The sequence below is a fragment of the Pseudomonas azotoformans genome (assembly GCF_001579805.1).
GTDB classification, from domain to species: domain Bacteria; phylum Pseudomonadota; class Gammaproteobacteria; order Pseudomonadales; family Pseudomonadaceae; genus Aquipseudomonas; species Aquipseudomonas azotoformans_A.
In genome coordinates, this window is record NZ_CP014546.1 from 1,347,350 (window position 1) to 1,361,177 (window position 13,828).

Annotated in this window: 10 protein-coding genes; 3 read left to right on the forward strand and 7 right to left on the reverse strand. The window is 60.2% G+C overall.

The window, feature by feature from the left end; all coding sequences use genetic code 11:
• Window positions 1-39: 39 nt before the first annotated feature.
• Both AYR47_RS06395 and AYR47_RS06400 read right to left on the reverse strand, forming a co-directional pair.
• Complete coding sequence (locus tag AYR47_RS06395) at window positions 40-1,026, reverse strand: phosphate ABC transporter substrate-binding protein PstS (protein WP_016978637.1); 987 nt, start codon at window positions 1,024-1,026, stop codon at window positions 40-42.
• Between the two features lie 178 nt (window positions 1,027-1,204).
• Window positions 1,205-2,494 carry an MFS transporter gene (locus AYR47_RS06400; protein ID WP_010207587.1) on the reverse strand — a complete coding sequence of 430 codons (1,290 nt, stop codon included), beginning with the start codon at window positions 2,492-2,494 and terminating at the stop codon, window positions 1,205-1,207.
• Between the two features lie 432 nt (window positions 2,495-2,926).
• Between AYR47_RS06400 and AYR47_RS06405 the strand changes: the two genes are divergently transcribed.
• The 3 genes from AYR47_RS06405 to AYR47_RS06415 all read left to right on the forward strand — a co-directional run bounded on the left by AYR47_RS06405 (window position 2,927) and on the right by AYR47_RS06415 (window position 10,058).
• Window positions 2,927-3,331, forward strand: coding sequence for an acyl-CoA thioesterase (locus AYR47_RS06405; RefSeq protein WP_003176975.1), 405 nt, complete (start codon window positions 2,927-2,929; stop codon window positions 3,329-3,331).
• Window positions 3,332-3,389: 58 nt separating this feature from the next.
• Window positions 3,390-4,289: a D-hexose-6-phosphate mutarotase gene (locus AYR47_RS06410; RefSeq protein WP_061434645.1), complete on the forward strand. Its 900-nt coding sequence runs from the start codon at window positions 3,390-3,392 to the stop codon at window positions 4,287-4,289.
• A gap of 144 nt (window positions 4,290-4,433) precedes the next feature.
• A complete protein-coding gene (locus AYR47_RS06415; RefSeq protein WP_156487780.1) occupies window positions 4,434-10,058 on the forward strand; it encodes a hypothetical protein in 5,625 nt (1,874 codons plus the stop codon).
• On the opposite strand, the gene AYR47_RS06420 is transcribed toward AYR47_RS06415, so the two are convergent.
• The 5 genes from AYR47_RS06420 to AYR47_RS06440 all read right to left on the reverse strand — a co-directional run bounded on the left by AYR47_RS06420 (window position 10,055) and on the right by AYR47_RS06440 (window position 13,731).
• Entirely contained in the window at window positions 10,055-10,591 is a 537-nt protein-coding gene (locus AYR47_RS06420; RefSeq protein ID WP_061434649.1) for a DUF3299 domain-containing protein, read from the reverse strand. The two genes, AYR47_RS06415 and AYR47_RS06420, sit on opposite strands and share 4 nt — an antisense overlap.
• A gap of 77 nt (window positions 10,592-10,668) precedes the next feature.
• Complete coding sequence (locus tag AYR47_RS06425; protein ID WP_016978642.1) at window positions 10,669-10,914, reverse strand: GlsB/YeaQ/YmgE family stress response membrane protein; 246 nt, start codon at window positions 10,912-10,914, stop codon at window positions 10,669-10,671.
• Window positions 10,915-11,018: 104 nt separating this feature from the next.
• Window positions 11,019-12,104: a 5-(carboxyamino)imidazole ribonucleotide synthase gene (locus AYR47_RS06430; RefSeq protein ID WP_028618517.1), complete on the reverse strand. Its 1,086-nt coding sequence runs from the start codon at window positions 12,102-12,104 to the stop codon at window positions 11,019-11,021.
• 11 nt (window positions 12,105-12,115) lie between these two features.
• On the reverse strand, window positions 12,116-12,607 hold the full coding sequence (purE, locus tag AYR47_RS06435) for a 5-(carboxyamino)imidazole ribonucleotide mutase (protein ID WP_003176980.1): 492 nt from the start codon (window positions 12,605-12,607) through the stop codon (window positions 12,116-12,118).
• Between the two features lie 203 nt (window positions 12,608-12,810).
• Window positions 12,811-13,731, reverse strand: coding sequence for a LysR substrate-binding domain-containing protein (locus tag AYR47_RS06440; protein ID WP_033897266.1), 921 nt, complete (start codon window positions 13,729-13,731; stop codon window positions 12,811-12,813).
• Between the last annotated feature and the right edge of the window lie 97 nt (window positions 13,732-13,828).

Genomic DNA, 13,828 nt, shown 5'->3' on the forward strand with positions numbered 1-13,828 from the left:
TTCGGATGCGGGGCCGGTACTCCGGCCCCGCAGAGGCAATCAGTTGCCTTCTTTCAGACCCAGGTCAGCCAGGGCCTTGGCGGCGACTTTGGCTGGCAGTGGGATGTAGCCGTCTTTCACCACAACTTCCTGGCCCTGTTTGGACAGAACCAGCTTCACGAACTCAGCTTCCAGCGGGGCCAGAGGCTTGTTCGGGGCTTTGTTGACGTACACGTAGAGGAAACGCGACAGCGGGTATTTGCCGTTCAGGGCGTTTTCTTCACTGTCTTCGATGAAGTCAGTGCTGCCTTTCTTGGCCAAGGCCACGGTTTTCACACTGGCGGTCTTGTAGCCGATGCCCGAGTAACCGATGCCGTTCAGCGAGGAGCTGATCGACTGCACGACCGAAGCCGAGCCAGGTTGTTCGTTCACGTTTGGCTTGTAGTCGCCTTTGCACAGGGCCTCTTCTTTGAAGTAGCCGTAGGTGCCGGATACCGAGTTACGACCGAACAGCTGAACCGGCTTGTTGGCCAGGTCGCCGGTCACACCCAGGTCACCCCAGGTTTTCACGTCGGCTTTGCCACCGCACAGACGAGTCGAGGAGAAGATCGCGTCGACTTGTTCCATGGTCAGGTGCTGGATCGGGTTGTCCTTGTGCACGAACACGGCCAGGGCATCCACGGCAACCGGGATAGCGGTTGGCTTGTAGCCGTACTTCTGCTCGAAGGCCGCCAGCTCGGTGTCCTTCATCTTGCGGCTCATCGGGCCCAGGTTGGAGGTGCCTTCAGTCAGCGCAGGTGGCGCAGTAGCAGAACCGGCAGCTTGAATCTGGATGTTGACGTTCGGGTATTCCTTTTTGTAACCCTCGGCCCACAGGGTCATCAGGTTAGCCAGGGTATCGGAACCGACGCTGGACAAGTTGCCCGACACACCAGTGGTCTTCACGTACGCCGGGATTGCCGGATCAACACCAGCGGCCACCGCGTTGGCGGTCGCAACGCCAGCAGCGACAAAAGTCATTGCCGCCATCAAACGTTTCAGTTTCATGCCTTGCTCCTAGCAGATAGGGATAGTTGGATCGGGGCCAAGTATCGGGAGGCCGTGTGAACACTCTATGTCTGGAATGTGACAGTTAGATGAAAGGCCACTATTGGCAAGGAGAAGGGGCGCAGCGAGGAGTTGCCATCGCTCCCACGCAGGGCGCGGGAGCGATAATGTCAAGGAATCAGCGCGAACGCTTCCACAGATACCCACCCACCACCATCCCCATCAAGCACAGGGCGGCAACGTAGTAAGCCGGACCCATCGGGCTTTCCTTCATCAGCAGCGACACCGCCAGCGGCGTCAGCCCGCCGAATACGGCGTAGGCCACGTTGTAGGAGAACGACAGGCCACTGAAGCGCACCACAGGCGGAAAAGCCTTGACCATCACGTAGGGAACGACGCCGATGGTGCCCACGAACAGGCCGGTCAGTGCGTACAGCGGGAACAACCAATCCGGGTGGGCCATAAGGCTGTGATACAGCGTCCAGGACGTCGCCAGCAGCAGTGCGCAACCGGTGACCAGCACGCGGCCGGCGCCGAAGCGGTCGGCTAATGCACCGGAAGCGATGCAACCCAGGCTCAGGGTGACAATGGCCAGGCTGTTGGCCTGCAGCGCAACAGTCGGGCTGAAGTGGTAGACGGTTTGCAGCACGGTCGGGGTCATCAGGATGACCACCACGACGCCAGCCGACAGCAGCCAGGTCAGCAGCATCGACAACACGATGGCGCCACGGTGATCACGCAGGACCGCGCGCAAAGGCAGTTCGGCGGCCAGGGTCTTGCGCTGCTGCATTTCGGCAAAGATCGGTGTTTCATGCAGCCAGCGGCGCAGGTACACCGACAGCAGGCCGAACACGCCGCCGAGCAGGAACGGGATGCGCCAGGCGAAATCCGAGACCTGCTCCGGGCTATAAAGCGTATTGATCGCCGTGGCCACCAGCGAACCCAGCAAGATACCGGCAGTCAGGCCGCTGGTCAGGGTGCCGCAGGCGTAGCCGATATGGCGTGGCGGTACGTGTTCGGAGACGAACACCCAGGCGCCTGGCACTTCACCACCAATCGCAGCGCCCTGGATGATGCGCATCAGCAGCAACAGCACCGGTGCCCACAGGCCGATCTGCGCGTAGGTCGGCAGCAGGCCCATGATCAGGGTCGGCACGGCCATCATGAAGATGCTCAGGGTGAACATTTTCTTGCGGCCCAGCAGGTCGCCGAAGTGCGCCATGATAATGCCGCCCAGGGGGCGCGCCAGGTAGCCGGCGGCGAAGATGCCGAAGGTCTGCATCATGCGCAGCCATTCAGGCATGTCCACGGGGAAGAAGAGTTTCCCGACCACGGTGGCGAAAAACACGAAAATGATGAAATCATAAAACTCCAGCGCCCCGCCCAAGGCAGACAGCGACAGGGTTTTGTAGTCGTTGCGGGTCAGCGGGCGCGAAGGTTGCGCACTGCTTGCGGGCACGGAGGACATGGCAAGGCTTCTCTTATAGTAGTCGGGACGGCAAGCCCGGGACTTGCGGCAGGCTTGGCAAGATAGCAAATCGCTAGAAAAAGCACAGCGTTGAGCGAATAACAGTTCAAAGACGCTAAATATTCCCCTTTAACTGCGCACAGAAGCACAGTTGCCGGAAAAAGCCGCGATACAGCCGCTAAATGCCGACCAAATGAACGCCCAGAGGTCGTCGTGGCGCCAGGGTCTCGATATACTCGGCCCCTGCAAGCGCCAGAACCGCAGTCTTGAGGGGCTGCTGTGCCAAAACGCCGTTGGGTGCCATCCAGCCGATTTGGCAGAGTTTCCCTTTAGTACGCCTTACGAGAAACGCATCACGCGGTGTATGTTGGTGCTGAAACGTTTTTTCGAAGACGGCTATCCACTAAGCGTTACGGGTCAGAGGCCCTCGGCATGATCGAACTCGAACAAGAAGATCCTATCCCGCAAGGCGATCTCGCCCTGCAAATCACCGCGCTCCCGCGTGAAACCAACGGTTTTGGCGACATCTTCGGCGGCTGGCTGGTCGCACAGATGGACCTGGCCGGCACCGCCATGGCCAGCAAGGTTGCAGGTGGGCGTGTCGCCACGGTGGCCATTGATCGCATGGCGTTCCTGGTGCCGGTCGCGGTGGGCGCGCAGCTCTCCTTTTATACCCAGGCCCTGGAGATCGGCCGCAGCTCGATCCAGATGATGGTCGAAGTGTGGAGCGACGACCCGCTGTCCAGCGAATGGCGCAAGGTGACCGAGGCGGTATTTGTATTCGTCGCCATCGACGGCAGCGGTCGCACGCGCTCGGTTCCTTCGCGCGCACGTTAAACCTCGCCGGGTTTTGACGGTCAATTGCCCCATTGCCTGCCACCAAGAGTGCTTTGTTATGCCGACGCCCCACGTTGAAACCGTGAAAATCGACGAGCTGGACTGCTGGCGCATCCGCCACAACGGTGCCGAACTGATGGTGGCCCAACAGGGCGCGCATATCTTCAGTTACCAGCGCGCCGGCGAGCAGCCGATGATCTGGCCGAACCCTGAAGCGGTGTTCAAAAAGGGCAAGGGCATCCGTACCGGCGTACCGGTGTGCTGGCCTTGGTTTGGCGTATTCGACCGCAACCCGCAAAGCGTGAAGGCGATGCGCCAGAGCGGTCAGCCGGCCGGCGCCCATGGTTTCGTGCGTACAGCGCTGTGGACGTTGGCCGCGAGCAAGCTTGAAGGTGAAGCGTTGCGGGTGGATCTGGTGCTACCCGTCCCGGCAGGCGGCTTTCCTGGCTGGCCCCATCAGGTCGACCTCAAACTGAGCCTGTTGCTGGACGACCAGTTGCACATCCACCTCACCAGCCACAACCGTGGCACCGACACCGTAACCCTCAGCCAGGCGCTGCACACCTACTTCGCCGTCAGCGATGTACGCAATGTGCAGGTCGAAGGGCTGGACGGGCGTGCCTATATCGATACCGCAGACAATTGGGCCGAGAAGACACAATCCGGCCCGCTGCACTTCACCGCCGAGACTGATCGCATCTACCTCGACACGCCGTCACAGTTGAACATCGTCGACAAGGACTGGCAGCGCCGCATTCAGCTCACTGCCGAGGGTTCGAAGTCGACGGTGATCTGGAACCCCTGGACCGAACGCGCCAAGGCGTTTGACGACATGTCCGATGATGGCTGGCCAGGCATGCTGTGCATCGAGACGGCGAATGTGCTGGATGATGTGGTGGTGCTGGCACCGGGGCAAAGCCACACGCTGGCGGTCAGTATCACTGCAGCCCCGTTGTAATCTTCCTCGCGGGCACCCCGTTGATGGATGCAGGTCCGGCGCACTGCCCTTTGGTGCGGCGGATCGCTGCATCATTTATGTAGAGCCTCAAGTCTAAGCAGCCTCGTTATGGTGCAAAAAACGCATCTGACAAAGGCCCCTTCGATGACTCCTTCTCTCCTGGAAGTAACGCAACAGCCTCCCGCTCACGCCGCCCAACTCATGGTCAAGTGGAACGACGCAGTAACAGAGATCCTCCGCGCCCAACCTTCACTGACCTTTTGCGCCAATCAGCTCGTCCTGGAGGCGCTCGCCAAATCCCTTGATAAGCACCCCACCGAACACCTCTACCTGAAAAATCCTGAGGACTCCCTGATTGATTCGCCCAGCGCAAACGACAGGACGCTGCAAACCCTGGCGCAGGACGCGCTCCATCAATGTCGGATTCCGGCGTATTACCACCAGCGCAGTGACTTCTATCTCTATAAAAACGGCGCATTTCTGCGCCTGGGTGACGCGGGCCAGATAGCAATCAGAACCCTGATGAATCAGTTGCTGGGGGTTGAGTACTACCTCAATGACCTCAACCAGTTCTGGCGTTCCAATCACAGTGCAACCCAACAACCCCGTAGTACCTATATCGCTCAAGCCCTCGCGTTTCTGATCCAGTGCGAGGCGTCATTGCGATTCGAAACGGCGTCCCTTGACCCCGCCAGTGTCGCGTTGGTCCGGCAACTGGGCACAGCCGCCCTGCCCGGCACCCTGAACCTCTTTCACCTCAACCTGCAAGACACCACAGGACCCGATGAACTGGCGCTGGTCGGTGCGTTCGCCCTGTGCACCTGGCCACTGGATGAACGCCGAACCTCCAACCCCACGGTGCTCTACCTGCCGAGGCAAGGCCTGATCGGGTTCACCAGCCCCACGGCGCTGAAGACACATATCACCCGGTTGTTTAAAACAGAGCCTGGGCGTGAACAGCTGCTGGTCAGCCTTGCTCATCGCCACCACCCGGCGTTTACAAGCCTGGCGCCACGGGCCAACAAAGATGCGCGGGTCAATCTGGTGCCGGTCACTGGCGTGAAGCATTTTTTCCAGCATCAAGTTGGCCTGTTGCTCAGCAAGCAACGTCAGGATATCGAGTACCACTGGGCCGTTCATCGCGACGCCCCGGAGGGCGTGGTGAAAAAAATCGACCAGGCGGCCAGCCTGTTTGCACTGCTGGATTTCAGCCGGTCCATCACGCAGCATGCCCGGCCGCTCTTGATCACCCGCGCACAACAAAGGGGGGCGGCGGTTACGGCCCAGCAGCAGTTGATGCAAACACAGGCCGACCGACTGATTGACTTCCCTGGCCTGCTGGCCCAGTTGAACAGCCTCCAGGCGGGGGCTACGCAGCAACCACTGGCAGATGCGTTCTTTACGCCTCATCGCCAATCACCGCTGTTCAAGGCATGCACGCGGGCTGTGGAGGTGTTGAATAAACTCGAGGATGACAGCGACTTTGCAGACTGGATGCGCCAACGGTCCAGCCCAGCCGAGATCGACTGGTCGCCCCTGCGGGTATTGGAAAAGCTCGTCAATAACCAGCCAGCGCTGGCGGACTCGCCGCTGACCCGCTTTACCGTTCAGGGCGTGCTGCTGCCCCTGAGCACGGTGCCGATCTATTGGCGCAACGATGTCAACGTCTTGATAGCGGCGCGACGGGACGTCGGTGACGGCATTCGCGCAGACGGCACCGTTCGGCTTGATCTTGCACTCAAGTTCTATGCAGTTCCCATCGCGGCGGATAATCCGCTGCAACAGATGATTGAGCGACTTCAGGAACACGCCGCCTCTCTGTCGCTGGACCTGGGTGCAGGCGAACTGCCTTTTGATCAGCTCATGGATGAACAAGACGATGCCAACCTGCAACGACGGATCAACCAGCAACTCATCACTGGCAACGGTTCGATGTTCAAGCAGTTGACCCTGCACTTTCTGACACCCCAACGCGAAGCCCAGGCGCTGAAGACCCCCACAGTTGTGCTCGAACAATGGTTCAAGACGCGCCAATGCCTTGAGTTCGGCAATCAATTGGTCAAAACATTGGACTGGTACACCGCCGAGGGTGAGAACCCACCGGAGAAAGTGCTGCGCAACCTGGTCTGGCGCACGCTTTGGCTGAATTTTGAACGCCCAAAAGGCAAAGCTCGCACGACCGTCGCCGGAGAAGAAATAGCCACCCCCCTGCACTGGGGCTACAACTACAGCTACATTCATCGACAACTTGAGCAGTCCCTGAGCCACAACTGCCAGCTCACTCCTGGCGGTATCCAATTGGCCAAGCGCCTGCTGCAAAAGGCTTCCGCCTCGGAGGTTTGGGTAAGGGACATTCCTGACGACCTGCATTACGCCAGCTCCATCGCCTGGGTGAATTTCAAGGCAGCCGTGGCGCTTGCACACGCCATTACACCCGGCTCAGCTCAACACATGACCTTCCCACAACTGCTCGGCTTACTGGCTACGACAAGCGACAACACGACGCCCGAGCAAACACTGGTGATCGCGCTGGCCCGGCTGGGACCCACGCTGGAATGGGCCAAGGCCAACGGCGTACTGACGAGCGAAAGCCATGAACACACGCCTGAACAAGCCCAACTGGCTGTAGAAGCCTTGGAGGAGCACGAACAAGAGATAATCCAGGCAACGACAACCATTTCCCAAGCGCCCCCTGGCCGCTGGCGCTTCACCTCAGACGAAGCGTTCGAGCGGGGATTCAGTGATTACCTGAGCGGCGCCAAATCGGCTTACCAAACCTTTATCCGAGCGTTGCTGCCCAACCTGCCACTGCCTGACCGCAGCGCGATCGAAAACGGCGAGGTCACGCTGTACGCCCTGCGCCAGGAACTGCAACACGTGACGGTTGAGCGCGAAACCCCACAGAACATCGCGGCCGCACGGGGACGTCACGGCTTTATCATCCAGGCCCGGGATAAGCACCGCACCACTTACTATGAGGTGTTCCCTCGCGCGGCAGTGATCCGTGCGCGTCCAGACATTCAAACACTGACGGTCAATGGCAAGGTTTCCGTGGAATCCACCGGCGGCTCAAGCCGCTCGGGCAAGGCAGCCTTTCGCCGCGCAACGTCTATGCCCTTCGATTGGGCCGCGTATCAACAGGGCCAGCGCCCGCGCGAAACGGTGTCCAGCCTGTTGATTGCCGAGCCCATCGGTCAGGTGTTGCCAGCCACTGCGCCAGTCCCTTCGGAGTACCTGCGGGCCGCACAAACATTGACTTCGGCGCGCAGTCGACAACTGGCCGCCATCGTTGCCGATGCGTTGTTTCACACGGACGAGTCCCAACTCAAATTGTCCGCCCAACGCAACACCTCAGCGCTTGAGGCGGCACACGAAACCATTAACGACTTCAGCTTCTACGCCAAGATGCTGGTGCCTTTCTGGGGCGGGATAGAGGACATCGCCTCGGGCGACCCACAACGCGTGGAAAGCGGCGCGTTGTCGCTCTTCACCGACGTGCTCTCCTTCGCCGCCCCCATCGGTAAATACGTTGGCGGTTCGGCGCGCCTGGTTGCACAAGCCGGGAGGATCAGTTTTCAGGCGGCGCTGCCGAGATTCGCGACCCTCACCAAAACGTTTTTGCTCGCTTCCCTCAAAGAACTCAACCCGCTGGAAGCCGTACCGTCCTTGCTCAAGATCGGCGGCTTGAGTGCGCTGCGGCTCAGCGTTGCAGCCGCACGCCAGGTGGACGCAGGCCTGGCGTTGTTCAGGAAGACCCTCGTCAAACCATTGTTCATGCCCTCTGGCCGAACGCTACAGCCGGTCGACCCGCAAACCTGGAAACCCCTTGAGACGCAGGACAGTCTGTTTACCGTGGCAGGCATCGACCACGTGCCTATGCGCAGCGTCGGCACCGACCTGTTGCCGGAGTACCGCCTGATTGATCCGTTGACCAACCAAGCGTTCGGGCCGCGGTACATCCCGTTTGGCGAAGAGGGGCTGCAACGTATCCCGGACCTCGACGGCTACATCGCGCACGTTCCGTATGAACAGAGCGCGGAATTCAGCCGCCGGACCAACGGTGTCTACGATGGCAAGAATCAGCAGAGTTATGTCCGTTCCCGCGGCCAATGGTATGGGGTCGAAACGCGCCACGGCCTCGCAGGCGACACGGAGTTCTATATCGTTCACCCGCACAACAAGACACGTCCTGCGCACCGCATCGTCAACAAGGACGGAGTGTGGACGCCGGTCGGCGAAAGTGGGCATGCCGGGGGGAAAAGGCTGGAGGAGCTTAAAAAAGCCAAAGCTGAACGGGATGCGCACTATCAACAAGCATACGAGACAATGGACACCGCGACACACCTGCTGGATCAGGCCACCCAATCGACCGAATTCAATACGATAAACCTGCTGTTCGACAAATCGTTCCTACACCAGGAAGCCGTCCAGGAACTGGGCCTGGTACACGCAAGGCACACCGAGTTGCGAATCTTCGACCCCAAGGATTTCGCCACGACACCGGACTTTGGCAGATCACGGTTGAGCGATGCCATTGATGTGGCAAACAACCTCAGCCCGCGTTATTCGGCAGTCGTTGATGATCTGGAGGGCTATCTGGAGGCTCAGCAAAAAAGCCTTCAGCGGGTGAAAGAGACTGGCGCATTCCAGGGGCAAGACACACTCATCCTTAAACCGCTCAACGACTTTCTCGACGCTAAACGCAGCGCCGTTAACACCATTATTGAACAGACCAAGGCGTTGAAGTCTTTACTGGACGCCGAACTGGAACGGATGCTGGACACCCTGGAAAAACTCCCAGCGCCGAAAGCCGGACCATCGCCCGTCACCCCGCCTGCGCCTGGCACGTCGAAACTGTCCACCCAACCTACGCCGAAAAATCGTATTCCCATACTGATCGCCGGCGACCAGCCCCGCACCACTAAAACCGTGCTTGCCAAACCCAGGACCGAGAACAGCGACGTTGCCGACATCCTAGACAGCGAGGATCAGCGCATCGCCACCTATATCAAGTCTGGCGAGGACAAGCTCTGGATCAAATCGACCATTCAGGTTAAAGAGCCCAGTGCACCAGCCTCTTCCAGCCAGACGAACCTGACTCAGGAGCTGAACGCCGCCACCAAGAAAATGCAGGACGTGCTAGAGGAACAGGATGACCTCATCGTGTTTTACAGGAACAAAGCATCGGCCGAACCCGCGGGTGTCGAAGACCGTATCAGGCTGGGCGCAGCCAAGCTCAATCAAGGCGCCGATGACCTTGAGGCAGCCTGCATCTCCGTCATCAATGAGACAGCTCGACAGGGTCTACTGGCGCAAGTACGGCATTTTAGGGAACACGCGACCCGCTTGAACACAATGGCCAAACTGCTGCGTCTGGACCTCGTTATCAAGCAAGCGCCCGATGCCAATGCCTTGGAGTTCTTGCACAGCCAGCCCGGGGTTCTAAGCACCCGCAAAACCCTTGACCGGGTCGCCGGCACCCGACAATCAAAAAAACCTGGTACCGAAAAGTGGATCAAGGTTCCGGACTTTCTGGATGAGTTCGAGATCCATGCCAAAGGCAAGTTGTGGGCCTACGCGCACCTGCACTATGAGCAGGCGTCCCATAGCGTCCCTGCCAAATCCCATCTCAAGACGCCGGCACAGCGGGCGTTAGGGGCAACCGCCCAAGTCGAGGCCGCTCGCCAGGGCCGACGATTGGATATTCATCGCGCAGAGATCTATTGGCCACAAGCCAAGCGGGTGTTTTATCCCGATGCAGGGCGTTAAAGATCCGACTCCTTGACCACCCGTACCTTGCCGGCATCCAACGCGTAGGCGGCGTCCGCCAGGTCGTTGTTGACCTTTTCGACCTTGAGGGTGCCGGTCACCCACAGCGGCGTGTAGATATCATCCAGCTTCAAGCCCTTGGGGTAGCGCACCAGCACCAGCTGATTGGGCGGTGGCGGCGGCACGTGGATGCACGCGCCTGGGTACGGTACGAGGAAGAACAAGGTGCTGCGACCCTTGGCGTCGGTTTCCAACGGCACCGGGTAGCCACCGATACGGATGTCCTTGCCATTCATGGCCGCCACGGTCTTGGTCGAATACATCACCGCCGGCAACCCCTTGCTCTGCTTCAAGCCACCTTTATCGGTAAAGGTGCCCTGGGCTTCGGGGGAGTTGTGGTCGATCTCGGGCATGGCTTCGAGGGCTTTCTGGTCGGAAAGCGGCATCAGGTCGAGCCAGTCGGTTTCCGGCAGTTCACCGGCGTGCGCCAGGCCAGGGCCCAGCAAAAGGAACATCAACAAAAGACGGCGCATGGAGAAGCTCGGCAAGTACAGGTGCCGAGCATTCTAGCCCCCTGCGCCTGCGCAGCGCAGAGGACTTTGTCGGCAGATTACTTCTTTTTGATCAGGCCGTAGATCACCAGCAGGATGATCGCACCAACCAGGGCACCGATGAAGCCTGCACCTTGGCCTGCCTGGTAGATACCCAGCGCCTGACCACCGTAGGTCGCGGCCAGGGAGCCGGCGATACCCAGCAGGATGGTCATGATCCAACCCATGCTGTCGTCGCCTGGTTTCAGGAAACGCGCCAGCAGGCCGACGATCAAGCCGATAAAGATGGTTCCGATGATACCCATGGCATTTCCCTCTGATTGAAGTGAGCTATGCCAAAGCCTAGTCAGGCTTTGGCATCCTGCAATCAGAGAGACGACGGTCACCAATGGTTCCCGTCGGACTTGCCTTATTGCTCGGCGATCAGCGCTTCAACCTTGAGGATCTGCGCTTCCAATGTCGCGCGGTCCTTGCAGCGCAGGTTGGCGTGGCCGACCTTGCGCCCAGCCTTGAAGGCCTTGCCATAGTGATGCAGGTGGCAGTCATCGATGGCGATGACTTTTTCCACCGCCGGCACCGTGCCGATGAAGTTGAGCATCGCGCTCTCGCCAACCTTGGCCGTGGAGCCCAGCGGCAAGCCCGCGACCGCCCGCAGGTGGTTTTCGAACTGGCTGCACTCGGCGCCTTCGGTGGTCCAGTGCCCGGAGTTGTGCACGCGCGGAGCAATTTCGTTGGCCTTGAGGCCACCGTCGACTTCAAAGAACTCGAACGCCATCACGCCGACGTAATCCAGTTGCTTGAGCACACGGCTGGAATAATCTTCCGCCAGGGCCTGCAACGGGTGGTCGGTACTGGCGACGGACAGCTTGAGGATGCCGCTGTCGTGGGTGTTGTGCACCAACGGGTAGAAGCGGGTTTCGCCATCACGGGCACGCACGGCGATCAGCGAGACTTCGCCGGTGAACGGCACGAAGCCTTCCAGCAAGCAGGCGACGCTGCCCAGTTCGGCAAAGGTGCCGACCACATCAGCGGCGGTGCGCAGGACTTTCTGGCCCTTGCCGTCGTAACCCAGGGTGCGGGTTTTCAGCACGGCCGGCAGGCCGATGCTGGCGACGGCAGCATCCAGGTCCGCCTGGGACTGGATGTCGGCGAAGGCCGGGGTTGGAATGCCCAGGTCCTTGAACATGCTTTTCTCGAACCAGCGGTCGCGGGCGATGCGCAAGGCTTCGGCGCTCGGGTACACCGGCACGAACTGCGAGAGGAAGGCCACGGTTTCAGCCGGCACGCTTTCGAACTCGAAGGTCACCAGGTCAACTTCGTCAGCCAGTTGGCGCAGGTGGTCCGGGTCGCTGTAGTCAGCCCGCAGGTGTTCACCCAACGCAGCTGCGCAAGCGTCCGGCGCCGGATCCAGGAAAGCGAAGTTCATCCCCAGCGGGGTTCCCGCCAAGGCCAGCATGCGGCCCAATTGGCCGCCACCGATTACACCGATTTTCATCGTCAACAACCTCAGGCGATGCGTGGGTCTGGATTGTCCAGCACGCTGTCTGTCTGCTCAGCACGGAATTTTTTCAGCACCGCGTGGAACTGCGGGTGCTTGGCGCCCAGGATACTGGCGGACAGCAGGGCGGCGTTGATCGCGCCGGCCTTGCCGATCGCCAGGGTCGCCACCGGAATGCCGGCCGGCATCTGCACGATGGACAACAGCGAATCCACGCCCGAGAGCATCGCCGATTGCACCGGCACGCCGAGAACCGGCAGGTGGGTCTTGGCCGCACACATGCCTGGCAGGTGCGCTGCACCGCCGGCACCGGCGATGATCACCTCGATGCCACGGGATTCTGCTTCATCGGCATACTGGAACAGCAAATCCGGGGTGCGGTGGGCAGAGACCACTTTCACTTCATACGGAATGCCGAGTTTTTCCAGCATATCGGCGGTGTGGCTAAGGGTGGACCAATCGGACTTGGAGCCCATGATCACGCCAACCAATGCACTCATCGTCGTGCCTCTTCTCTCTGGGCGCCCGCAGGCGCGTCAAAAAACAACAAGCCACGCGGGAAATCCGGCGTGGCTTGTTGTACGAATTAAGGCCGGTTGGACCGGCCGAAGGCCGCGCAGTATACCGTAATAATCGAGATAAACAGCCCCTTGGATGACCATCTGTCTAGCGGTGCAAACCGGCGGTTTTATTGACTCTGAGGTCAGCGATCCCCCGCCGGATTCTGCGCTGCTCCACCTTCCAGTTTTCGCCACAGCAACCGCACATTCGCCTTACGGACCAAGGCACAGCGATACAGGCGGATTTCCAGCGGCACATGCCATTGCGGCCCGCCGCACACCACCAACTCACCTCGGGCCAACTCCGCCCGCACGCTCAGTTGCGGCACCCAGGCGATACCCAAGCCTTCCAGAGCCATGCTCTTGAGGCTGTCAGCCATGGCGGTTTCATACACCGTGGTAAAGCGCAGTGCACGTTGACGCAACAGCAAGTGCACGGAGCGGCCGAGAAAAGCACCCGCGCTGTAGGCCAAAAGCGGCACGCTGCCCTCGCCTTCCAGGTCAAACAACGGCTTGCCATCGGCATCCGCCGCACACACCGGGAGCATTTCGGTGTTGCCCAAGTGCAGGGAGGGGAAGATTTCCGAGTCCATCTGCATCGCCGCATCCGGGTCGTAGAATGCCAGCATCAAGTCGCAACCGCCCTCGCGCAGGGCATGCACCGCGTCGCCGACGTTGGTGGCGACCAGCCGCGTGGCGATGTTCAGGCCTTCGTTGCGCAACTGTGCGATCCAGCGCGGGAAGAAGCCCAGCGCCAGGGAGTGCGCCGCCGCGACTTGCATGACTTCGCCCTGCCCGCCTTCCAGGTGATGCAAATGGCGCAGCACTTCACCGAGCTGTTCGACCACCGTGCGCGCAGTCACCAGGAACAACTGCCCCGCCGCCGTGAGTTCCACCGGTGTGCGCGAGCGGTTGACCAGGGTCAGCCCCAACGCCGCTTCCAGGCTGCGGATCCGTCGGCTGAACGCCGGCTGGGTGACAAAGCGTCGCTCCGCCGCCTGGGAAAAGCTGCGGGTGGCCGCCAAGGCGCTGAAGTCTTCCAGCCATTTGCTCTCAAGGTTCATCACTTCCTCCCACGGGTACGCACCATTTTGGCACACACGCCCGTCATCATAGCCGGGTCACACCTGCATTATGCCGTTTGCGCATAGGCCAGTGTTT

Bases quoted from the DNA above. Each gene is read 5' to 3' on its own strand.
- AYR47_RS06400 (WP_010207587.1), bottom strand. From the start codon at position 2,494: ATGTCCTCCGTGCCCGCAAGCAGTGCGCAACCTTCGCGCCCGCTGACC.
- AYR47_RS06425 (WP_016978642.1), bottom strand. From the start codon at position 10,914: ATGGGTATCATCGGAACCATCTTTATCGGCTTGATCGTCGGCCTGCTG.
- AYR47_RS06405 (WP_003176975.1), top strand. From the start codon at position 2,927: ATGATCGAACTCGAACAAGAAGATCCTATCCCGCAAGGCGATCTCGCC.
- purE (WP_003176980.1), bottom strand. From the start codon at position 12,607: ATGAGTGCATTGGTTGGCGTGATCATGGGCTCCAAGTCCGATTGGTCC.
- AYR47_RS06430 (WP_028618517.1), bottom strand. From the start codon at position 12,104: ATGAAAATCGGTGTAATCGGTGGCGGCCAATTGGGCCGCATGCTGGCC.
- AYR47_RS06440 (WP_033897266.1), bottom strand. From the start codon at position 13,731: ATGAACCTTGAGAGCAAATGGCTGGAAGACTTCAGCGCCTTGGCGGCC.
- AYR47_RS06420 (WP_061434649.1), bottom strand. From the start codon at position 10,591: ATGCGCCGTCTTTTGTTGATGTTCCTTTTGCTGGGCCCTGGCCTGGCG.
- AYR47_RS06410 (WP_061434645.1), top strand. From the start codon at position 3,390: ATGCCGACGCCCCACGTTGAAACCGTGAAAATCGACGAGCTGGACTGC.
- AYR47_RS06395 (WP_016978637.1), bottom strand. From the start codon at position 1,026: ATGAAACTGAAACGTTTGATGGCGGCAATGACTTTTGTCGCTGCTGGC.
- AYR47_RS06415 (WP_156487780.1), top strand. From the start codon at position 4,434: ATGACTCCTTCTCTCCTGGAAGTAACGCAACAGCCTCCCGCTCACGCC.